The 20,226-nt window shown below is 64.4% G+C and carries 21 protein-coding genes; 14 read left to right on the top strand and 7 right to left on the bottom strand.

From position 1 onward, the window contains the following. Positions 1-9: 9 nt before the first annotated feature. Together ACIPHN_RS11340 and ACIPHN_RS11345 are read right to left on the bottom strand one after the other, a co-directional pair. The gene (locus ACIPHN_RS11340; protein WP_400436154.1) at positions 10-495 is read right to left on the bottom strand and encodes a glutathione peroxidase; all 486 of its coding nucleotides are present in this window, start codon (positions 493-495) and stop codon (positions 10-12) included. A gap of 76 nt (positions 496-571) precedes the next feature. Then, complete coding sequence (locus tag ACIPHN_RS11345) at positions 572-1,600, bottom strand: type IV pilus twitching motility protein PilT (RefSeq protein ID WP_400436156.1); 1,029 nt, start codon at positions 1,598-1,600, stop codon at positions 572-574. 81 nt (positions 1,601-1,681) lie between these two features. Here ACIPHN_RS11345 and ACIPHN_RS11350 point away from each other — a divergent pair, with 81 nt between their 5' ends. The 4 genes from ACIPHN_RS11350 to ACIPHN_RS11365 are packed head-to-tail and all read left to right on the top strand — an operon-like array spanning position 1,682 to position 4,254. Continuing rightward, the gene (locus tag ACIPHN_RS11350) at positions 1,682-2,383 is read left to right on the top strand and encodes a YggS family pyridoxal phosphate-dependent enzyme (protein WP_400436157.1); all 702 of its coding nucleotides are present in this window, start codon (positions 1,682-1,684) and stop codon (positions 2,381-2,383) included. Between the two features lie 47 nt (positions 2,384-2,430). After that, positions 2,431-3,243, top strand: a complete 813-nt coding sequence (gene proC / locus ACIPHN_RS11355) for a pyrroline-5-carboxylate reductase (RefSeq protein WP_400436158.1) — start codon at positions 2,431-2,433, stop codon at positions 3,241-3,243. After that, complete coding sequence (locus ACIPHN_RS11360; RefSeq protein WP_400436159.1) at positions 3,243-4,004, top strand: peptidoglycan DD-metalloendopeptidase family protein; 762 nt, start codon at positions 3,243-3,245, stop codon at positions 4,002-4,004. The genes proC and ACIPHN_RS11360 overlap by 1 nt, the downstream gene beginning before the upstream one ends. Positions 4,005-4,026: 22 nt before the next feature. Continuing rightward, positions 4,027-4,254, top strand: coding sequence for a hypothetical protein (locus ACIPHN_RS11365; RefSeq protein WP_400436160.1), 228 nt, complete (start codon positions 4,027-4,029; stop codon positions 4,252-4,254). Positions 4,255-4,265: 11 nt separating this feature from the next. Here the strand turns inward: ACIPHN_RS11365 and ACIPHN_RS11370 are convergent, their stop codons facing one another. Beyond that, entirely contained in the window at positions 4,266-4,925 is a 660-nt protein-coding gene (locus ACIPHN_RS11370; RefSeq protein ID WP_400436162.1) for a thiopurine S-methyltransferase, read from the bottom strand. A 36-nt stretch (positions 4,926-4,961) separates the two neighbouring features. Then, entirely contained in the window at positions 4,962-5,816 is an 855-nt protein-coding gene (ubiA, locus tag ACIPHN_RS11375; RefSeq protein ID WP_400436164.1) for a 4-hydroxybenzoate octaprenyltransferase, read from the bottom strand. Positions 5,817-6,134: 318 nt separating this feature from the next. Between ubiA and ugpB the strand changes: the two genes are divergently transcribed. The 4 genes from ugpB to ACIPHN_RS11395 all read left to right on the top strand — a co-directional run bounded on the left by ugpB (position 6,135) and on the right by ACIPHN_RS11395 (position 10,525). Next, positions 6,135-7,448 carry a sn-glycerol-3-phosphate ABC transporter substrate-binding protein UgpB gene (ugpB, locus tag ACIPHN_RS11380; protein WP_400436165.1) on the top strand — a complete coding sequence of 438 codons (1,314 nt, stop codon included), beginning with the start codon at positions 6,135-6,137 and terminating at the stop codon, positions 7,446-7,448. A gap of 162 nt (positions 7,449-7,610) precedes the next feature. Then, positions 7,611-8,495: a sn-glycerol-3-phosphate ABC transporter permease UgpA gene (ugpA, locus tag ACIPHN_RS11385; protein ID WP_400436167.1), complete on the top strand. Its 885-nt coding sequence runs from the start codon at positions 7,611-7,613 to the stop codon at positions 8,493-8,495. A 34-nt stretch (positions 8,496-8,529) separates the two neighbouring features. Then, positions 8,530-9,381, top strand: a complete 852-nt coding sequence (ugpE, locus tag ACIPHN_RS11390) for a sn-glycerol-3-phosphate ABC transporter permease UgpE (RefSeq protein ID WP_400436169.1) — start codon at positions 8,530-8,532, stop codon at positions 9,379-9,381. Positions 9,382-9,430: 49 nt separating this feature from the next. Then, entirely contained in the window at positions 9,431-10,525 is a 1,095-nt protein-coding gene (locus ACIPHN_RS11395) for a sn-glycerol-3-phosphate import ATP-binding protein UgpC (RefSeq protein ID WP_400436171.1), read from the top strand. Positions 10,526-10,612: 87 nt separating this feature from the next. Here ACIPHN_RS11395 and ACIPHN_RS11400 read toward each other — a convergent pair whose 3' ends face one another. Next, on the bottom strand, positions 10,613-11,560 hold the full coding sequence (locus ACIPHN_RS11400) for a LysR substrate-binding domain-containing protein (protein WP_400436173.1): 948 nt from the start codon (positions 11,558-11,560) through the stop codon (positions 10,613-10,615). Positions 11,561-11,797: 237 nt separating this feature from the next. Here ACIPHN_RS11400 and ppk2 point away from each other — a divergent pair, with 237 nt between their 5' ends. Beyond that, positions 11,798-12,709, top strand: a complete 912-nt coding sequence (gene ppk2, locus ACIPHN_RS11405; protein WP_400436175.1) for a polyphosphate kinase 2 — start codon at positions 11,798-11,800, stop codon at positions 12,707-12,709. A 93-nt stretch (positions 12,710-12,802) separates the two neighbouring features. On the opposite strand, the gene ACIPHN_RS11410 is transcribed toward ppk2, so the two are convergent. Beyond that, the gene (locus ACIPHN_RS11410) at positions 12,803-13,345 is read right to left on the bottom strand and encodes a hypothetical protein (protein WP_400436177.1); all 543 of its coding nucleotides are present in this window, start codon (positions 13,343-13,345) and stop codon (positions 12,803-12,805) included. Between the two features lie 318 nt (positions 13,346-13,663). On the opposite strand from ACIPHN_RS11410, the gene ACIPHN_RS11415 reads away from it, so the two are divergent. Further along, entirely contained in the window at positions 13,664-14,821 is a 1,158-nt protein-coding gene (locus ACIPHN_RS11415; RefSeq protein ID WP_400436178.1) for a metallophosphoesterase, read from the top strand. Here the strand turns inward: ACIPHN_RS11415 and ACIPHN_RS11420 are convergent. After that, entirely contained in the window at positions 14,818-15,789 is a 972-nt protein-coding gene (locus ACIPHN_RS11420; RefSeq protein ID WP_400436179.1) for a GlxA family transcriptional regulator, read from the bottom strand. The two genes, ACIPHN_RS11415 and ACIPHN_RS11420, sit on opposite strands and share 4 nt — an antisense overlap. 99 nt (positions 15,790-15,888) lie before the next feature. Between ACIPHN_RS11420 and ACIPHN_RS11425 the strand changes: the two genes are divergently transcribed. From ACIPHN_RS11425 to ACIPHN_RS11440, 4 genes are all read left to right on the top strand, one after another. Continuing rightward, on the top strand, positions 15,889-17,163 hold the full coding sequence (locus ACIPHN_RS11425) for an MFS transporter (RefSeq protein ID WP_400436181.1): 1,275 nt from the start codon (positions 15,889-15,891) through the stop codon (positions 17,161-17,163). 80 nt (positions 17,164-17,243) lie between these two features. Further along, positions 17,244-17,843: a TetR/AcrR family transcriptional regulator gene (locus ACIPHN_RS11430; protein WP_400436183.1), complete on the top strand. Its 600-nt coding sequence runs from the start codon at positions 17,244-17,246 to the stop codon at positions 17,841-17,843. A gap of 46 nt (positions 17,844-17,889) precedes the next feature. Further along, positions 17,890-18,918 carry an NADP-dependent oxidoreductase gene (locus ACIPHN_RS11435; protein WP_400436185.1) on the top strand — a complete coding sequence of 343 codons (1,029 nt, stop codon included), beginning with the start codon at positions 17,890-17,892 and terminating at the stop codon, positions 18,916-18,918. A gap of 236 nt (positions 18,919-19,154) precedes the next feature. Further along, positions 19,155-20,165, top strand: a complete 1,011-nt coding sequence (locus ACIPHN_RS11440) for an LLM class flavin-dependent oxidoreductase (RefSeq protein WP_400436186.1) — start codon at positions 19,155-19,157, stop codon at positions 20,163-20,165. The last annotated feature ends 61 nt before the right edge of the window (positions 20,166-20,226 follow it).

The following is a 20,226-nucleotide window of genomic DNA, read 5'->3' on the forward strand; positions in this document are numbered from 1 at the left end:
GGGCCAGCCTCACTGGGCCAGCAGGGCCTCGATATCGGAAATCATTTCCTCGGGCCGCGTCTGCGGGGCGTAGCGCTTGATGACGCGGCCATCGCGACCGACCAGGAACTTGGTGAAGTTCCACTTGATGGCCTTGCTGCCCAGCAGCCCCGGCGCTTCCTTCTTGAGGTATTTGAAGAGCGGTGCGGCCTGGTCGCCATTGACGTCGATCTTGGCGAACAGCGGGAAGCTGACGCCATAGTTCTTTTCGCAGAAGGCGCCGATTTCCTCGGCATTGCCCGGCTCCTGCGCGCCGAACTGGTTGCAGGGGAAGGCCATCACTTCCAGTCCGCGCGCCTTGAACTGGCGGTGGATGGCTTCCAGGCCATTGTATTGCGGCGTGAAGCCGCACTTGCTGGCGGTATTGACGATGAGCAGGACCTTGCCTTGCACCTGGCCAAGATCGAATTCGCTGCCATCGGCCAGCTGGGGATGGAAATCGTAGAGGGTGGTCATGTTTTTTCCTGTCGGCATTGCCCGTGTCGGGTCGCCGCCATTCTAAACCTCGGCGCCGCCGGCTGCATGTGCCGCGTCAATCCTGACGGACATGGGCGCGCGCCACCTGTGGCGTGATGCGGCCCTGTTGCAGCAGTTGCGCCAGGCACGCCTCCAGGGTCTGCATGCCGGCCGCCGCACCGGCCTGCATGGCCGAATAGAGCTGGGCGCTGCGTCCTTCACGGATCAGGTGGCGCACCGCCGGGGTGGCCACCAGCAGTTCATGGGCGGCGATGCGTCCATTGCCATCCTGCGTTGGCAGCAGCGTCTGCGCGATCACCCCTTGCAGCGATCCGGCCAGCATGGCGCGGGCGGTTTCCTTTTCGCCGGCGGGGAAGAGATCGACGATGCGCTCCATGGTCCGCGCCGCCGAATCCGAATGCAGCGTCCCCAGGACCAGGTGGCCGGTGTCGGCGGCACTCAGGGCCAGGCGCACGGTGGCGGCATCGCGCAACTCGCCTACCAGCAACACGTCGGGATCCTGGCGCAAGGCCGCGCGCAGGGCGTGGGCGGTGCTGCGGGTGTGCAGGCCGACCTCGCGCTGGGTCACCAGGGCGCGGCGCGGGTGGTGGATGAACTCGACGGGGTCCTCGATGGTCAGGATGTGCACCGCCCGCTGTTCGTTGATATGTCGCACCATCGCCGCCAGGGTGGTGCTCTTGCCCGAGCCGGTAGGGCCGGTCACCAGCACCAGGCCGCGTTCGCGCAGGGCCAGTTCGGCGCACAGGGCGGGCGCGCCCAGCAGGGCCAGGGTCGGCGGCTCCAGCCCGAGATGGCGGATGGCGGCGGCCGGTCCGCACTGCTGATGGAAGGCGTGGACACGGAAGCGGCCCAGCGCCGGCAATTGCAGGGCGAAGTCGCATTCCAGGCCGCTGGCATAGCTGGCCTGTTGTCGGGGTGGCATGACGGCGAGCAGGAGATCCTGCAATTGCGATGCCTCCAGCGGCTGCAGGTTGATGCGGCGCATTGCCCCATGTACCCGTAGCCAGGGTGGCAAGCCGGTGCACAGGTGAAGGTCGGAGGCCTGATTTCTCACGGCAAATGCCAGTAGCACGGCAATGTCCATTTATAATCCTTTAATCCTTGCAAGGATCACCTGATCAATCTGTTTATTTCCCCCGCAGGCTAGCCGCTCCCGGCCCGGATTATGTCGTCAATCGCCCAGAACCTACAACGCGTACAGCACCAGATCACCGCCGCCACCGAAAAATCGGGACGTAGCTCCTCGGCGGTGCAATTGCTGGCGGTGTCCAAGACCTTTGATGCCTCCGCCGTGCTGGACGCGGTACAGGCCGGGCAGCGCGCCTTCGGTGAAAACTATCTGCAGGAAGCGCTGGAGAAGATCGCCGCCTTGCCGGCACTGGCGCCGCAGGCCAGTCTGGAGTGGCATTTCATCGGTCCCATCCAGAGCAACAAGACCCGCCCCATCGCCGAGCATTTCGACTGGGTGCATTCGGTGGACCGGCTCAAGGTCGCCCAGCGCCTCTCCGAGCAGCGTCCGGCGGAACTGGCACCATTGAATATCTGTCTGCAGGTCAACATCAGCGACGAGGACAGCAAGAGCGGCCTGACGCCCGCCGAGCTGCCGCAGGTGGCGGCGCAGGTAGCGCAGCTGCCGCGCTTGCGCCTGCGCGGCCTGATGGCCATCCCGGCGCCGAGCGCGGATGTGGCGCAGCAACGCGCCGCCTTTGCCGCGGTGCGCCGCTTGCAGGAGCAGTTGCAGGCGGAGGGACTGGCGCTCGATACGCTGTCCATGGGCATGTCGGCCGACCTCGATGCGGCCGTGGCCGAAGGCGCCACCATTGTGCGCATCGGCAGCGCCATCTTCGGCGCGCGGCACGCCGCCTGAATTTCAATCATTAACGGTCTCAACCCCGGAACACACAAGGAGCGGAAGTGAAGATAGCGTTTATCGGCGGCGGCAACATGGCTGCGGCACTGATCGGTGGCCTGGTTGGCAAGGTCGCTGCGGCCCAGGACATCCACGTGGTCGATATCAATCTGGACGCCCTGGCGGCGTTGCGGGACAAGTTCGGCGTCTCCACCGCAGCGGCCATCGATGGCGCCATCACCGGTGTCGATGTGGTTGTGCTGGCGGTCAAGCCGCAACAGATGCGCGACGTGGTCGCCGTGCTCAAGCCCTTCATCGGTGCGCAACTGGTGGTCTCGATCGCCGCCGGCATCCGCATCGTCGATATCTCGCGCTGGCTCGACGGTCACGAAGCCATCGTGCGTGCCATGCCCAATACACCGGCGCTGATCGGCATGGGCATTACCGGCGTGGCGCCGCATGAGCGCGTTTCCACGCTGCAACGTGCCCAGGCCGATTCCATCCTCAAGGCGGTCGGCGAGACGCTGTGGGTGGGCGGCGAAGAACAGCTCGACGCCGTCACCGCGGTGTCCGGTTCCGGTCCGGCCTATGTGTTCTACTTCCTGGAGGCGATGGAGCAGGCCGCCGCCGCACTGGGCCTGTCGCCCGCCGATGGCCTGCAACTGGCCAAGGCCACCTTTGCCGGTGCGACCGAACTGGCGCGACGTTCCGATGAATCGGTGGCGACCCTGCGTGAACGCGTGACCTCCAAGGGCGGTACCACCTATGCGGCGCTGACCAGCCTGGAAGCGGCCGGCGTGAAGGATGCCATCGCCCGGGCGGTGCAAGCCGCCGCCGTGCGCAGCAAGGAGCTGGGCGACGAGTTCGGCAAGGCCTGATGAAGCGGTTTGCCACACCTGTTGCCCTGCTGGCGGCCTTGCCGCTGGCGCTGGCACTGCTCTTGGCGGGCTGCGCCTCGACCGCCGACAGCGAGGGTTACTACACCGTCAAGCGCGGCGATACGCTCTACAGCATCGGCCGCGACTTCGACCAGAGCCCGGCCAACCTGCGCAGCTGGAACCGGCTGCGCAATCCCGACGACCTGGAAGTCGGCCAGCGCATCATGGTGCGTCCGCCGGCAGGCGTGGTGGCGCGGACCGGGGCAGGGCAAAGCAGCCGGCCGGCTGCAACGGCGCAAGCGTCTGCTGCCGCCAAGCCCAAGGCCAAAACGGCGGCCAAACCGTCTGCCAAGCCGCAGGATGACGACGATGCATCGGCCCCCGCCGCGGCCGATGCCAAGCTGGACTGGATGTGGCCCACCCAGGGCAAGTCCGCGCCCAGCGGCGACAGTTACAAGAAGGGCATCGATATCGCCGGCAGTGAAGGACAGTCGGTGGTGGCTGCCGCTGCGGGCAAGGTGACCTATGCCGGCCACGGCATCCGTGGCTACGGCAACATGGTGATCATCAAGCACACGCCGCAATTGCTGTCGGTCTATGCGCACAACAAGACCATCACGGTCAAGGAAGGCGACACCGTCACGCGCGGCCAGCAGGTGGCCACCATGGGCAGCAGCGACACCAGTCGCGTCAAGCTGTATTTTGAAATCCGCCGCAACGGCAAGCCGGTCAACGTGATGGCCTTGCTGCCGGCGCGCTGAAACCGTTCAATGAGGTAGGGCCATGGCCAAGCTGGAAGACATAGTCAGGAAACAGAAAACCGGCGCGACCTTCGTGATCAGCGCCCAGATGCTGCAGATGAGTCCGCGCGACTTCGATGCGCTGGCCCAGGCTTGGGACGACGATGGCGGCCCCGGCTTCAATGTCGCCGGGGTGCCGTTCCGGGTCGTGGTGGAGGGCGAGTTCGTCATCAGCCGGGTCACTGTGATCCGGACCACGGCCGAGGTGTAGCGCGGTCGCTTTTAGCCCTTGCGCCGCAGGCGATACACCACCGTATCCAGCGCCGTCAGGCCGCGTTCGATGAACTTGGGTTCCTTCTCCAGGATATCGCGGCGGTCGATGGCGGCCGTGTCGCTGTGCGGGCTGAACAGGCGCAGCACTTCGTCTTCGGCCACCGAGAAGGGCGGGCCATCCATCTTTTCCTGCGCGTATTCGAGCGTGATCACCAGGCTTTGCGCCGCGCCCGGCAGGCGGCCGTAGATGTCGCTGGCATAGCGCGCGCGCATGGCCGGCGGCAGCGCGATCAGCGCGGCGCGGTCGTAGGCACCGGCGCAGGTGGCCAGGGTGGCGTCTTCCAGGGCGAAGATGTCGCCGCAGACCAGTTCGATGTTGCCGGCCACGTAGTGCCGGCCCTGCGCCGACTCATGCAGCACCGGCGTCAACTGGTTCTCGCTGAAGAACTGCGTGATCGCCAGTTCCGACAATTCCACCCCCAGCACGCGATGGCCCTGTTCGGCCAGCCACAGCATGTCCAGCGACTTGCCGCACAGCGGCACCAGCACCGTGCTGCCGGCCGGCAGGCCCAGTTGCGGCCAGTACTTCTGCAGCAGCGGGGTCACCCGCGACTGGTGAAAATGGGTGCGGCCTTCGTGCCAGCGATCCAGCCAGAATTGAGCTTCCATCCCGTCTCCTTGAGGTGTAGTGGCGATTGCCCGTGCTCAGCGCAACAGGTAATCCAGCGCGACGCCGGCAAAGATCGCCGCGCCCAGCCAGTTGTTGTTGTTGAAGGCCGCGAAGCAGCGCATGCGGTCGCGTCCGCGGATGAGCGTGTAGTGGTAGACCGCGAAGCCGCAGGCCACCAGCATGCCGGCCGTGAACCACAGCCCCAGGCCATATTGCAGGCCGACCACCCAGATCAGCGCCAGCGCCACCACGTAGCACAGCATCACGGCCAGCACGTCGTGGCGGCCGAAGGTGATGGCCGAGGTCTTGATGCCGATCTTGAGGTCGTCATCGCGGTCCACCATCGCATATTCGGTGTCATAGGCCACCGCCCAGAAGATGTTGGCCACCAGCAGCACCCAGGCCGCCAGCGGTACCGTGCCGGTGACCGTGGCGAACCCCATCGGGATGCCGAAGCCGAAGGCGATGCCCAGGTAGGCCTGGGGGATGGCGAAGAAACGCTTGAAGTAGGGGTAGGTGGCGGCAATGATGACGGCGGCCACCGACAGTTGCATGGTCAGCGCATTGAGGGGCAGGATCAGCAGGAAGGACACCAGCGCCAGCACGCCGGCCACCATCAGGGCTTCCCACGAGCGGATCTTGCCGGAGGTCAAGGGACGCTGTTCGGTGCGTTTGACGTGGCGGTCGAAATCGCGGTCGGCGTAGTCGTTGATGGCGCAGCCGGCCGAGCGCATCAGTGCCGTGCCCAGGATGTAGATCACCAGCACGCGCCAGTCGGGCGCGCCACCGGCGGCTAGCCACAGGGCAATCAGCGTGGGCCACAGCAGGAGGAGGATGCCGATGGGTTTGTGGGCGCGCACCAGTTGCGCATAAAGCCAGAGCCTGTTCATTGCATGTCCGCAAAAAGCAAAGACCGCATTATAATTCGCGGCGCTATTTCCGCATTGTCGTGCTTTTTTGTGAGGGTGCGTGACAAGCCTGGTTCCAGGCTGACATGACGCTGACAAACGACTGACGCCATCGGGTTTTGCTTGGCGTCACGGCGTAAATATTATAAAAAGCGAACAAAAATTGATTGAGACACCCGGGGTTTGTGCTGCATAGCCGCATGCTTTTGCTTTGCAACGCGACACGGCTACCGCTAATGTAACGCGGCTGTCATGGTGCGTTGTTAGCATCAAACCCCCTTTTTTCGTGAGGTCCCCCTGATGAACATGATGAAAACACTGGTCGCGACCGGCGTATTGGCGACGATCACCTCTTCGGCCTTTGCCGCCACCGAGATCTCCTGGTGGCACTCCATGACCGGCGCCCTGGGCGAACGCGTCAATGCCCTGGCCGACGACTTCAACAAGACCCAGTCCGACTACAAGATCGTGCCCGTCTACAAGGGTACCTACGATGAATCGATGGCTGCCGCCATTGCCGCCTATCGTGCCGGCAACGCGCCGGACATCCTGCAGGTCTTCGAAGTGGGCACCGCCACCATGATCTACGCCAAGGGCGCGGTCAAACCGGTGTACGAAGTGATGCACCAGGCGGGCGAGAAGTTCGACCAGAACGCCTACGTGCCGGCGGTGGCGGGTTACTACTCGACCCCGAAGGGCATGATGTCCTTCCCCTTCAACAGCTCCACCACCATCATGTTCTACAACAAGGACATGTTCGCCAAGGCTGGCCTGGATCCCGAGAAGCCACCCGTGACCTGGCAGGAGTTCGTCGGCATGGCCGCCAAGATCAAGGCCAGCGGCGCCTCCTGTGCCTACACCACGACCTGGCAATCCTGGGTGCATTTGGAATCGTTTTCAACCTGGCATAACGTCGAGCTGGCGTCCAAGAACAACGGTTTCGGCGGCCTGGATGCGCGCCTGAAGATGAACAGCCCGCTGCACGTGCGCCACATCGAGAACCTGTCGAACTGGGCCAAGCAGGGCTACTTCACCTATGCCGGCCGTAAGGACGAGGCCAATGCCAAGTTCAACGCCGGCGAGTGCGCCATCATCACCGGTTCTTCCTCGGCCTATGCCGATATCCGCAAGAACGCCAAGTTCAAGTTCGGCGTGGCGGCACTGCCGTACTACAACGACGTGCAGGGCGCACCGCAGAACACCGTCATCGGTGGCGCTTCGCTGTGGGTGATGAATGGCAAGAAGGCCGACGAGTACAAGGGCGTGGCCAAGTTCTTCAGCTACCTGTCCAAGCCGGAAGTGGCCGCCAAGTGGCACCAGGATACCGGCTACCTGCCGGTCACCAAGGCTGCCTACGAGCTGACCAAGCAATCCGGTTTCTATGACCGCAATCCGGGTACCGACGTGGCCGTCAAGCAGATGATCGTCAAGACCACCGAGAAGTCGCGCGGCCTGCGTCTGGGCAACTACGCCCAGGTCCGCACCGTCTTCGACGAGGAACTGGAAAACGTCTGGACCGGCAAGAAGACCCCGAAGGAAGCCCTGGATTCGGCCGTCAAGCGTGGCGACGAACTGCTGGCCCGCTTCGAGAAGGCCAACAAGGGCAACCAGTAAGACCGGTTGTCTGATCGCAGCCGCGCGCCACCCGGCGCACGGCTGACGGATCCGGCGATTGCCTGCGTCATCGGCGCGTGCAATCGCCGGATGCCGTTTTCGGTATCCCCTGAAATCTGTTCAACCCTCTTTGACGCCAGGCGATCCCTGGCAGGAACGAACGTGGAAAAACGCGCGCGATTCACCTCGAAGTGGTTGCCGTATCTGCTGGTTGCACCGCAGATCATCATCACTTTGCTGTTCTTTTTCTGGCCGGCCATCCAGGCCATGTACCAGTCCATGCTGTTGCAGGATGCCTTCGGCGGCTATTCCGAATTCGTCTGGCTCGACAACTTCAAGGCCCTCTTCGGCGATCCGACCTACCTGGAGTCGTTCCGCACCACGGCCCTGTTCTCGGCGCTGGTGGCCTTCTTCGGGCTGGCGGTCTCGCTCCTGCTGGCGGTCTTCGCCGACCGGGTGCGCCGTGGCGCCTCGCTCTACAAGACCTTCCTGATCTGGCCCTATGCGGTCTCGCCGGTGGTGGTGGGCGTGCTGTGGATGTTCCTGCTCAGTCCCTCGCTGGGCATACTTTCGCACGTGCTGACCTGGCTGGGCCTGCCCTGGGACTACATGGTCAACGGCACCCACGCCATGATCCTCATCGTCGTGGCGGCCATCTGGAAGCAGATCAGCTACAACTTCCTGTTCTTCCTGGCGGGCCTGCAATCGATCCCCAAGTCGCTCATCGAAGCGGCCGCCATCGACGGCGCCGGACCGGTCAAGCGCTTCTTCACCATCGTCTTCCCGCTGATCTCGCCGACCACCTTCTTCCTGTTCGTGGTCAACGTGGTCTATGCCTTTTTCGATACCTTCGTCATCGTCGATGCCACCACCCACGGCGGCCCCGGCAAGGACACCGAGATCCTGGTCTACAAGGTCTTCTCGGATGGCTTCAAGGGCGGTGACCTGGGCAGTTCGGCGGCGCAATCGGTGGTGCTGATGGTGGTGGTGATCCTGCTCACCGTGGTGCAGTTCAAGTACGTTGAAAAGAAGGTGCAATACGCATGAAGACCATGATGATCCTCTCACACAAGGTGGCCCCATGATCGAGCGCCGTCCCCTCCTGGATTTCTTCAGCCATGTGGTACTGGTGCTGGGCGTGCTCACAGTGGTGTTCCCGCTCTACGTGGCCTTCGTGGCCAGCACCCAGACCGCCGAGCAGTCGGCGCTGTCGCCGCTGTCGCTGATGCCTGGCAGCGAATTCGTCAACAACTACAGCGCCGTGCTCTTCAAGGGCGCGGCCGGCAACGTGAGTGCGCCGCCGGTGCTGCACATGCTGTGGGTGAGCCTGGCGACCGCGCTGATCATCGCCATCGGCAAGATCTCCATTTCCATGCTGTCGGCCTTTGCCATCGTGTATTTCCGCTTCCCGGGCCGGGGCCTGTTCTTCTGGATGATCTTCGTGACGCTGATGCTGCCGGTGGAAGTGCGCATCACGCCGACCTACCAGGTGGTGTCCGACCTGGGCATGCTCAACAGCTACGCAGGTCTGAGCATCCCGCTGATCGCCTCGGCCACGGCCACTTTCCTGTTCCGCCAGTTCTTCCTGACGGTGCCTGACGAGCTGGCCGAAGCGGCGCGCATCGATGGCGCCGGCCCCCTGCGCTTCCTCAAGGATGTGCTGTGGCCGCTGTCGCGCACGAATGTGATTGCGCTGTTCGTGATCATGTTCATCTATGGCTGGAACCAGTACCTGTGGCCGCTGATGATCGCCACCGAGCCGGGCATGTACCCGATCGGCATCGGCATCAAGACCCTGATCTCCGGCGGCGATTCGGCCGTGGAATGGAACCTTGTCATGGCGACCATGATCCTGGCCATGTTGCCACCGGGCCTGGTGGTGGTGGTGATGCAGAAATGGTTCGTCAAGGGCCTGGTCGATTCCGAGAAATAATGTAGATCATTCAGATCAATCCAAGATAAGACAAGACAAGCAGACAGACATGGCAGCTATCCATCTCAAGCAAGTGCGCAAGACCTACGGCGCGGGCGCCAAGGCCGTCGACGTGATCCACGGCATCGATGCCGAGATCGCCGATGGCGAATTCATCGTCATGGTCGGTCCGTCCGGCTGCGGCAAGTCCACCCTGCTGCGCATGGTGGCCGGCCTGGAAGAGATCAGCAGCGGCCAGATCGTCATCGGTGAGCGCGTGGTCAACGACCTCGAACCCAAGGAGCGCGACATCGCCATGGTGTTCCAGAACTATGCGCTGTATCCGCACATGACGGTGTACCAGAACATGGCCTATGGCCTGAAGATCCAGGGCCTGTCCAAGGCCGAGATCGACGAGCGCGTGCAGCGCGCCGCCGTCATCCTGGAACTGGGCGCATTGCTGGAGCGCACCCCGCGCCAGCTCTCCGGTGGCCAGCGCCAGCGTGTGGCCATGGGCCGCGCCATCGTGCGCAAGCCCGCCGTGTTCCTCTTCGATGAACCGCTCTCCAACCTGGACGCCAAGCTGCGCGTGCAGATGCGCCTGGAGATCCAGAAGCTGCACGCCAGCCTGCGGACCACCAGCCTCTACGTCACGCACGACCAGGTCGAGGCGATGACGCTGGGCCAGCGCATGATCGTCATGAATCGTGGCGTGGCCGAGCAGATCGGCACGCCGGCGGAAGTCTATGCCCGCCCGGCCACCACCTTCGTGGCCAGCTTCATCGGTTCGCCGCCGATGAACCTGCTGCAAGGCAAGCTCTCTGCCGATGGTGCCAGCTTCGAGGCCAGCAAGGGTGACCAGGCCGAAGCCGTGCGCCTGCCCCAGGCGGTGGCCGGTGCGGCAGGCCAGGAACGCATCCTGGGCGTGCGGCCGGAGCACCTGCTGCCCATCCTGGATGGTTCGGCGGCCCAGCTGGCGCTGGAGGTGGAGCTGGTGGAAGCGCTGGGCGCGGAACTGCTGGTGCATGCCCGCTGCGGTGGCCAGTCGCTGGTGCTGCGTTGCCCGGCCAATGTGCCGGTCACGACCGGCCAGCGTATCGGCGCCTCCTTCGGCGCGGCTGACGTGCACTGGTTCGATGTGCAGAGTACGCGTCGTATTGCTTGAGCGCGCGACTGTTAGTCGGTATCCCGTAAAAAATTAGGCCTCGCATTGCGAGGCCTAATTTATTTTGCATGGTGCAATCGGTTTTGCTCAGCCTGATACGGTCTCGACATCGGTCAACATCTCCACCCCATTGAGCTTGCACGCCATCACCGCCTTGTGCACGGCATCAATGGCGGCCTGGCGGGTGAAGCTCTTGCGCCAGGCGATCACCACGCGGCGCGACGGGGCCGGGGCGACGAAGGGGACGTAGCGCACCATGCCGTCACGGGTGTCGGCGTCGGGGATGGAGGCACGTGGCAGGACGGTCACGCCGATGCCGGAGGAGACCATATGACGGATCGTCTCCAGCGAGGAACCCTCGAAGGTGCGGGCAATGCCGTCGCCATTGGTGGAAAAGCGCGACATCTCCGGACAGACTTCCAGCACCTGGTCGCGGAAGCAGTGGCCATTGCCCAGCAGGAGCATGGTTTCGCTCTTCAACTCGCGTGCATCGATTTCCTTGCGGTCGGCCCACTTGTGATGGCGCGGCAGGGCCACCATGAATTGCTCGTCGTAGAGCGGCAGGACATTCAAGCCGTGTTCAGGGAAGGGCAGGGCCATGATGGCGGCATCGAGCTCGCCCTGGCGCAGCAGCTCGATGAGCCGGGTGGTGAAATTCTCCTGCAGGATCAGCGGCATCTGCGGCACCCGCTCTATCATGGTCTTGACCAGCGAGGGCAGCAGGTAGGGGCCGATGGTATAGATGATGCCCAGGCGCAAGGGGCCCGAGAGCGGGTCCTTGTTCTGGTTGGCGATCTCCTTGATGGCCGCGGTCTGTTCCAGCACACGCTCGGCCTGGGCCACGATCTGCGCGCCCAGCGGGGTGACCGACACCTCGGTGCCGCCACGCTCGAAGATGACCACGCCCAGCTCGTCTTCCAGCTTCTTGATGGCCACCGACAGCGTGGGCTGTGCGACGAAACAGGCTTCTGCTGCATGGCCGAAGTGTTTTTCCCGCGCGACGGCCACTATGTATTTGAGTTCTGTAAGTGTCATGCTGTGTATGCCCAATCCATTTCCGGGACTATAGCCTATTTTTGCCAGGCCGGTTCTGCCCCCGGTTCAAGGCGCCACGGAGCCATTTGGCGCAGGATGGAACAGGCATCGTCGTGCGGCGCCGGCGACGTTATCGTCCTGTCACGTCTTGGTCACAATGGGCAGGTATGTTGTCACGCACTTTTCCGGCGAAGAGCTGTGCCGCGTTCGCCGCTTTATCTTGTAGACGAGGAAATGATGGATAAGGAAGAACTGATCAAGCGTGTCCACCGCGAACTGGCCGACAGCTACGACGAAGAGATGGAACTGGAGCTGGAAGACCGTACCGTGGACCCGGTCACCGGCGAGATCGCCAGCGCCCACAGCGACGAGGAGAAGGAATATCGCCGCCTGTATTTCCGCGAGCTGTTCCGTCTCCAGGGCGAACTGGTCAAGCTGCAGGACTGGGTGGTGAAGACCGGCCACAAGGTGGTGATCGTATTCGAAGGCCGCGATGCGGCCGGCAAGGGGGGCGTCATCAAGCGCATCACCCAGCGTCTCAATCCGCGTGTGGCACGGGTCGCCGCGCTGCCGGCACCCAACGACCGCGAACGCACGCAATGGTATTTCCAGCGCTACGTGTCGCACCTGCCGGCGGCCGGCGAGATGGTGCTGTTCGACCGCAGCTGGTACAACCGTGCCGGCGTGGAGCGCGTCATGGGCTTCTGCAGCGACGAGCAGTACGAGGAATTCTTCCGCTCCGTGCCCGAGTTCGAACGCATGTTGACGCGTGCCGGCATCCAGGTCATCAAGTACTGGTTCTCCATCACCGATGAAGAGCAGCACCTGCGCTTCCTCTCGCGCATCCACGATCCGCTCAAGCAATGGAAGCTCAGTCCCATGGACCTGGAGTCGCGCCGTCGCTGGGAGGAATACACCAAGGCCAAGGAAGTGATGCTGGAACGCACCCACATTCCCGAAGCGCCGTGGTGGGTAGTGCAGGCGGTGGACAAGAAGAAGGCCCGCCTGAACTGCATCCAGCACCTGCTGCAGCAGATGCCCTATGCCGAAGTGCCGCATCCGCCGGTGATCCTGCCCGAGCGCGAACGCCACGAAGACTACGAGCGCCATCCGGTGCCGGATACGATGATCGTGCCCGAGTTCTATTGATCGTCCTGCGGGACGTTGGTGAGCCCAGATGGAAAAATGACCGGAGTGTAACTCCGGCCATTGTCGTTGCAGCACCTGCTATGGATGGCAGGTTCAGTCGAAGTACTTGGTGATGACTTCGCCGAAGGCCTGTTCAGCCGACAGACCGTTGAGCATGAGCTTGCTGATCTCGTCGGAGTGCTGGTTGATCTCTTCGGGCAGCATGTGGCGATTGGCCTTGAAGTAGGCATACTTCTCGCTGTCGACGGCCTCGCGGGCGCGTGCGGCTGCGGTGGTCGGGCGGGCGCTGCCGCTGGTGCTGCGGGCCGATGCCGCACGCGCCGCACGCGGGGTGCTGCGGGTGCCGCTGCCGCCGGTGGCGACGATGCGCTTGATCTGGTCGAGCGTGAAGATCGGTGTCACGTTGCCGGGACCGAATTCGGTTTCCTCGGCGCGGTGCAGGTGATGGTTGCCGTCGAAGGCCATCTTCTTGTCGAAGCTGTTGATGACTTCGTAGTGCGGCTTCTGCACCGAACCGAACATGCTGAAATGGACGCGGTCGCCGTAGGACGTCATCTGGGTGATTACGCCGTTGAGGTATTCGGCCTTGATTGCCTCGACGTTGCCATGCCAGCGTTTGGTTTTGCTTGAACTCAAAATAAATCTTCCAATGATGCAGGCGCGGTCTCTGGTCGATGAACTCTCTCATCGATGCGGCAGTGGGCCGCCAGGCGCGCGCGAATTAAAAACGGGGAATAGAGGCAATATTATCCTCCTCTGTACGTCTTCCTGCATGCCTTGTGCGGAAATTTTCTGCGTCTGGATGAGCTGACTCCCGGGTTTTGGCCTGTTTTGACAAGGAGTTACAGCATTTTTCCGAGAAATTGCTTGAAAAGCCGGCAGGGCGCCGCCATATGATTTCCTTGTGGCAATATTGCGAATCTCCCGCCCCGATCTCCCTCCAAGAGGCTGTTCATGCGCCGTAGTTACTTTGCTGTCGTCGTTTTCCTGGGCCTGCTGGCGGCCCTGCATGCCTGGATAGGCTGGCAACTGCTGCCGGCACTGTCCACCCACGCCGGGGCCATCGCAGCCGGCGCCCTGGTGCTGCTGCTGTCAGTGCTGCTGATGCCGGTGGCCCTGATGGCGCCCTATCTGAAGCGGCGCGGCCTGTCCGAAACCTGGTCGGACCGCCTGGCCTGGGCCGGCATGCTGGCCATGGGGGCGTTTTCCTCGGCCCTGCTGCTCACCCTGTTGCGCGCGCTGGCATTGGCAGCGCTGCCCTGGTTGTCGCTGTCGGCCATCCAGCAGCACGAGATGGTGGCCTCGACGGCCTGGCTGGTGCTGGCCCTGACGGTGGCCGCCACCGTGATCGGCCTGCTCAATGCCCGTCGCACGGCGGCAGTGGTCGATGTCAGCGTCCCCATCAGGGACCTGCCGCCACAGCTGGAAGGCTTTACCATCGTGCAGATCAGCGACATCCATGTCGGCCCCACGATCAAGGCGCCTTACCTGCAAGCCATCGTGGACAAGGTCAATGCCCTGCAACCGGACGTGGTGGCCATCACCGGTGACCTGGTCGATGGCAGCGTGCGCCAGCTGGCCGCGCACACCGCGCCGCTGGCGCAATTGCGCGCGCGTCATGGCGCCTACTTCGTCACCGGCAACCATGAGTACTACTCCAACGCCCACGAATGGATAGACGAGGTGCGCCGCCTGGGCCTGACGGTCCTGATGAACGAGCACGTGGTGCTGCACCACGAGGGCGCCGGCCTGGTCCTGGCCGGGGTCACCGACTACACCGCCCACCAGTTCGACCCCTCTCATCGCAGCGACCCGCACGCGGCCATCGCCAACGCCCCCGAGGAGGGCCCGCGCATTCTGCTGGCACACCAGCCGCGCACGGCCGCGATCGCCGCCGAGGCCGGCTTCGACCTGCAATTGTCGGGGCATACCCATGGCGGCCAGTTCTTCCCCTGGAATTTCTTCGTGCCACTGCAACAGCCCTACGTGGCAGGCCTGAAGCGCCTGCAAAGCCTGTGGGTCTATGTCAGTCGCGGCACCGGTTACTGGGGGCCGCCCAAGCGCCTGCTGGCACCTTCCGAAATCACCCGCCTGCGCCTGACGGCGCGCTAGTCCTGCTGCCCGTCGGCTAGCTCATGCCGGGCCAGTCGCCGCATCGCCTGCGGTGGCTGGCCGAACAGGCGCATGCAGGCGCGCCGCATGCGCTCGGCGTCACCAAAGCCGGTGGCGCGGGCGATGCTCTCCAGGCTGTCGCCTGATTCCTCGATACGCAATCGTGCCGCCTCGGCACGCATCTGCTCAATCGCCCGGGCCGGGGTCTGGCCGGTCTCGGTCGCGAAGGCGCGGTCGAACTGGCGACGGCTCAGGCAAGCCACCTCGGCCAGCGCATCCACCGTCAGCTCCTGGTGCAGGTGATCGCGCGCGTAACTGAGCGCGCGCCGGATGCGCTCGGAGCCACCATCCATTTCCTGCAGGGCCGAGAACTGCGACTGTCCGCCCGGCCGGCGGTGATACACCACCAGTTCGCGCGCCACCGCGCGGGCCAGCTCGACACCGTGGTCGTCTTCCACCAGCGCCAGTGCCAGGTCGATGCCGGCCGAGATTCCCGCCGAGGTCCACACCGACCCATCGCGCGAATAGATGCGGTCGCTATCCACCCTGACCTTGGGATGCATCTTCTGCAGCTTGGCCGCCATGCGCCAGTGGGTGGTGGCCCGTTTGCCATCGAGCACGCCAGCGGCGGCCAGCACGAAGGCCCCGGTACACACACCAGCGATGCGGCGCGAACGGTCGGCGGCGCGCACGATGTAGCGCCGCAACGCGTCCGACACCAGGCCCTCGCGCGGCGCACCGCCGCCGGCGACCACCAGCGTATCGAAGCTGGTGCCGCCGATGGCTTCGGTCTGGATCATGGCGCCGGCCGAACTGCGGATCATCCCGCCCGGTTCCGACAGCAGGCTGAGCCGGTACAGCGCCTTGCCGGAGACCCGGTTGGCGGCATCGAAGGCCGACAGCGGGCCGGTGAAATCGAGCATGCTGCAATCGGCGAAGATCAGGAAGGCGGTATCGCGAGGGGGCATGGCGGGCTCACCAGGATGGCTTGAATTGCCGGAATTATGGCATTCAAGCCATTGTCCTGCACGGCACACTGCACAAGTTCATCATCCCTGGAGCCTGTCATGGAACAACCCGCCGCCGTCGCCGCCATCACCGCCGCTGCCCCCGCCACTTCCCATCCCGGCCAGCGCCACCGCTGGAAAGTGCTTGCCGCCGGCGTGGCGGCCAATGCGGCCTTTTCGGCGGTGTTCTCGGGCATCCCGGTGACCTCGGTGGTCTTGCGCAGCGACTACCAGCTCAGCAACGGCCAGCTCGGCCTGGCGCTGGGTTTGCTGAGCCTGGGCGTGGCGCTGGGCGAGTTGCCCTGGGGCGTGCTGACGGACCGCCTGGGCGACCGCAAGGTCTTGCTGGCCGGTTTGCTGGGCACTAGCGCCGCCCTCTGGTTGCTGATGCTGCGCGCCTTGCCCGGCCACGGCGCGGCCACCTATGTGTGGCTCTGTGCCGGGCTGATGCTGGCGGGATTGCTGGGTGGCAGCGTCAACGGCGCCAGCGGACGCGCCGTGATGGGCTGGTTCGGCGAGGGCGAGCGCGGCCTGGCCATGAGCATTCGCCAGACCGCCGTGCCGCTGGGCGGCGGCGTGGGGGCCTTGCTCCTGCCCACGCTGGCTGCACGCGCCGGCTTCGGTGCGGTGTATGGGGCGCTGATGGCCGGTTGCCTGGCCAGCGTCGGCCTGATCCTGCTCTGGTTGCGCGAGCCACCACCAGCGCCTGCATCGGCTACTCCCACCAGTGCGGCCGCACCGGCCCTGCGCCGCCTACTGGTGTGGCGGCTGGCGCTGGGCATCGGCCTGCTGTGCGCGCCGCAGGTGGCGTTGATCAGCTTCGGCGGCATCTTCCTGCATGAGGTGGGACAAGCCAGCCTCATCCTGATCAGCGCGCTGCTGACCCTGGTGCAGATCGGCGGTGCGGTGGCACGTATCTCCAGCGGTCGCTGGACCGACCGGCGTGGCCAGCGTCGCGGCTACCTGCGCCTGTGCGCCTGGCTCAGCGCCTTGCTGTTTGCCTTGCTGGGTGTGCTCTCCGTGTTCTTCCAGCAGGGCGCGGGCATCGGCCTACCCTGGTTGGCGCTGGCGCTGGTGGTGGCCGGGGTGGTGGTGTCGGCCTGGCATGGTGTGGCCTATACCGAACTGGCCGTGGTGGCCGGATCGGCCCAGGTCGGTACCGCATTGGGCCTGGGCAATAGTTGTGTGTTCCTGGTCTTCTTCCTGACCGCACAGGCGATTCCACCCCTGCTGCAATGGCAGGGCTGGCCAGCGGTCTGGCTGGCTACGGCGCTGGTGGCGCTGGCCGTGGTGCCGCTGTTCCCGGCGGCAGGGGAGGGGAAGCGAGGGCGCTGATACCCAGCCTGATCCTGACGAAATTCCCGAAAACGACCGGTCTTAGACGACCGGTCTAATTTTTCGCTAGAATGGCCGCCATGCGAGAAAACTATGGCGAAAACAAACGGAACATCCTGATGGCCGGTCGCGCAATCATTGCGCAGAAAGGCTTCTCCGCCGTCGGCTTGTCCGAGATCCTGGCGGCGGCCGATATCCCCAAGGGTTCCTTCTATCACTACTTCGGTTCCAAGGAGCAGTACGGTCGCGAGCTCATCGAGCACTACGTGGCCGGCTACCTGGAACTGCTGGAGCGCGTGCTGGGCGATGTGTCCTATGGCGCCAGCGCCCGCGAGCGCCTGCTCAGCTACTGGGGCTACTGGCTGGACAGCCAATGCTGCCAGGAACTGGAGCAGCGCTGCCTGGTGGTCAAGCTCTCGGCCGAGGTGGCCGATCTCTCCGAAGACATGCGCCTTGCCCTGCACCAAGGCACGCAAGCCTTCATCGACCGTATCGCCGCCTGCATCGAGCAGGGCCGTGACGAAGCCTCGCTGCATACCGTGCTCGATCCGCAGGCCACCGCCACCATGCTCTACCAGCAGTGGCTGGGGGCCAGCCTGCTGTCCCGTCTCAGTCGCGACCGCGTCCCGATGGAAGCGGCCATGCTGGTCACGCGGCGCGTGCTGGTCGCACCGCAGTAGTGTCGTTTGCGCTCGCCTCCCTACGAACATCCTGAAAGGAATCCCCATGAGCACCCTTGCCAAGACCAACCGCCGCATCGTCCTTGCCTCCCGTCCCACGGCGGCGCCGACCGCCGAGAATTTCCGCCTGGAGGAAGTCGCCATCCCCGAGTTGCAGGACGGGCAGATGCTCCTGCGCGGTGAATGGCTATCCCTGGATCCCTATATGCGCGGTCGCATGAGCGATGCGCCGTCCTATGCACCACCGGTGGAGATCGATGGCGTCATGACCGCCGGCGTGGTTTCGCGCGTGGTGGCGTCGCGCCATCCCGAATTCAAGGAAGGCGACCGCGTGGTGGCCTACACCGGCTGGCAGGAATACGCGATTTCCGATGGCAGCGGCGCCCACAAGCTGCCGGCCGATTTTGCCCATCCCTCGCATGCGCTGGGCGTGCTGGGCATGCCCGGCTACACCGCCTATGCCGGCCTGATCGACATCGGCCAGCCACGCCCCGGCGAAACCGTGGTGGTGGCCGCCGCCACCGGTGCGGTCGGCTCGCTGGTGGGGCAGATCGCCAAGCTGCGCGGCTGCCACGTGGTCGGCATTGCCGGCGGTGCGCAGAAATGTGAATCGGCCGTCAAGGAACTGGGCTTCGATGCCTGCATCGACCACCGCGCTGCTGATTTCGCCGAGCAACTGCAGGCGGCCTGCCCGCGTGGCATCGACGTGTACTTCGAGAACGTCGGCGGGGCCGTGCTCGATGCCGTCATTCCGCTGCTCAACATCCACGCCCGCGTACCGGTGTGCGGCCTGATCGCCCACTACAACGGCGCCGGCCTGGCCACCGCCAGCGCGGCCATCCTGCGTCGCGTGCTGACCCAGCGCATCCGTGTGCAGGGCTTCATCATCTTCGACTACTACGTCAATCGTCCCGACCTGCATGCCGCCTTCGTGCAAGAGGTCGGTACCTGGCTCAAGGAAGGCAAGTTGCACTACCGCGAAGACGTGGTGCAGGGCCTGGAGAATGCCCCGCAAGCCTTCATGGGCCTGCTGCAAGGCAAGAACTTCGGCAAGCTGGTGGTCAAGCTGGACTAGGAGCACATGGCGATATTTTTCCGATTCCACATTCCGTTCGGCCTGAGTAGCGGCGCAGCCGCGTATCGAAGGTGCGCCGTCAGCAGGTCTTCGATACGGCCCTGACGGGCCTACTCAGTCCGAACGGTGGTTTGATCGCTTGCGCCGCCCTCATCAAGTCAACGTCATCATTTCCGGGGCAACTACCCGGCAACCCGGTGCGGCAGCGATCCTGCCGCGTCCACAAGGATCCATCCATGATTCCGTTTTCCGTCCTCGATCTGTCTCCCATCAACCAGGGCAGCACGGCTGCCCGGGCCTTCAACAACAGCAAGGAACTGGCGCAACTGGCCGAGCGCCTGGGCTACCAGCGCTACTGGCTGGCCGAGCACCACAACATGCCCGGCATCGCCAGTGCCGCCACCGCGCTGGTGATCTCGCATGTGGCCGCGCATACCAGCACGATACGCGTAGGTTCCGGCGGCATCATGCTGCCCAATCATTCGCCGCTGGTCATCGCCGAACAGTTCGGCACGCTGGAGTCGCTCTATCCCGGTCGCATCGATCTTGGCCTGGGCCGCGCGCCCGGTTCCGACCAGCGTACCGCGCGCGCCCTGCGACGCCACATGGGCGGTGACACCGCCGAGAATTTCCCGCAGGATGTGCTGGAGCTGCAGGCCTACTTCGATGAACCCTCCGACTACCAGGCCCTGCGTGCCGTGCCCGGCGCTGGCCTGAAGGTGCCGATCTGGCTCCTGGGCTCCAGCATGTTCAGCGCCCAGCTGGCGGCCGAACTGGGCCTGCCGTTTTCGTTCGCCTCGCACTTCGCACCGGGCTTCATGAAGTCGGCGGTACAGATCTATCGCGAGCGTTTCAAACCATCGGCGAACCTGCAGAAGCCCCATGTGATGCTGGCCCTGAACGTGTTCGCCGCCGATACCCAGCGCGAGGCCGAGCGCCTGTTCACCTCGTTGCAGCAGCAGTTCCTCAACCTGATCCGCGGCACGCCCGGTCAGCTGCGTCCCCCGGTGGACGACATCGGCGCCCTGTGGCAGCCGGGCGAGCAGGCGCATGTGGAGCGTTCGCTGTCCTGCGCCGTGGTGGGTGACCGCGAGACGGTGCAGGAAGGCCTGCAAGCCTTCATCGACGAACATGCGCCGGACGAGCTGATCATCACCGCGCAGATCTTCGACCATGCGGCGCGGCTGCACTCCTTCGAGATCGCGGCCGAGGCGCGCGAGGCCTTGCAGGAGCGCGTCGCCATCTAGCCCGTCATGGCATGACAGGCCCGCAAAAAAAGCGGCAGGGACCCGGTCCTTGCCGCTTTTT

Source organism: Herbaspirillum sp. NPDC087042 (assembly GCF_044745245.1).
Classification (GTDB): domain Bacteria; phylum Pseudomonadota; class Gammaproteobacteria; order Burkholderiales; family Burkholderiaceae_D; genus Herbaspirillum.

Bases quoted from the DNA above. Each gene is read 5' to 3' on its own strand.
- ACIPHN_RS11370 (WP_400436162.1), bottom strand. From the start codon at position 4,925: ATGGAAGCTCAATTCTGGCTGGATCGCTGGCACGAAGGCCGCACCCAT.
- ACIPHN_RS11350 (WP_400436157.1), top strand. From the start codon at position 1,682: ATGTCGTCAATCGCCCAGAACCTACAACGCGTACAGCACCAGATCACC.
- ppk2 (WP_400436175.1), top strand. From the start codon at position 11,798: ATGGATAAGGAAGAACTGATCAAGCGTGTCCACCGCGAACTGGCCGAC.
- ugpE (WP_400436169.1), top strand. From the start codon at position 8,530: ATGATCGAGCGCCGTCCCCTCCTGGATTTCTTCAGCCATGTGGTACTG.
- ACIPHN_RS11360 (WP_400436159.1), top strand. From the start codon at position 3,243: ATGAAGCGGTTTGCCACACCTGTTGCCCTGCTGGCGGCCTTGCCGCTG.
- ACIPHN_RS11415 (WP_400436178.1), top strand. From the start codon at position 13,664: ATGCGCCGTAGTTACTTTGCTGTCGTCGTTTTCCTGGGCCTGCTGGCG.
- ubiA (WP_400436164.1), bottom strand. From the start codon at position 5,816: ATGAACAGGCTCTGGCTTTATGCGCAACTGGTGCGCGCCCACAAACCC.
- ACIPHN_RS11440 (WP_400436186.1), top strand. From the start codon at position 19,155: ATGATTCCGTTTTCCGTCCTCGATCTGTCTCCCATCAACCAGGGCAGC.
- ACIPHN_RS11365 (WP_400436160.1), top strand. From the start codon at position 4,027: ATGGCCAAGCTGGAAGACATAGTCAGGAAACAGAAAACCGGCGCGACC.
- ugpB (WP_400436165.1), top strand. From the start codon at position 6,135: ATGAACATGATGAAAACACTGGTCGCGACCGGCGTATTGGCGACGATC.
- ACIPHN_RS11430 (WP_400436183.1), top strand. From the start codon at position 17,244: ATGCGAGAAAACTATGGCGAAAACAAACGGAACATCCTGATGGCCGGT.
- ACIPHN_RS11435 (WP_400436185.1), top strand. From the start codon at position 17,890: ATGAGCACCCTTGCCAAGACCAACCGCCGCATCGTCCTTGCCTCCCGT.
- ACIPHN_RS11425 (WP_400436181.1), top strand. From the start codon at position 15,889: ATGGAACAACCCGCCGCCGTCGCCGCCATCACCGCCGCTGCCCCCGCC.
- ACIPHN_RS11420 (WP_400436179.1), bottom strand. From the start codon at position 15,789: ATGCCCCCTCGCGATACCGCCTTCCTGATCTTCGCCGATTGCAGCATG.
- ACIPHN_RS11340 (WP_400436154.1), bottom strand. From the start codon at position 495: ATGACCACCCTCTACGATTTCCATCCCCAGCTGGCCGATGGCAGCGAA.
- ACIPHN_RS11345 (WP_400436156.1), bottom strand. From the start codon at position 1,600: ATGGACATTGCCGTGCTACTGGCATTTGCCGTGAGAAATCAGGCCTCC.
- ACIPHN_RS11400 (WP_400436173.1), bottom strand. From the start codon at position 11,560: ATGACACTTACAGAACTCAAATACATAGTGGCCGTCGCGCGGGAAAAA.
- ACIPHN_RS11395 (WP_400436171.1), top strand. From the start codon at position 9,431: ATGGCAGCTATCCATCTCAAGCAAGTGCGCAAGACCTACGGCGCGGGC.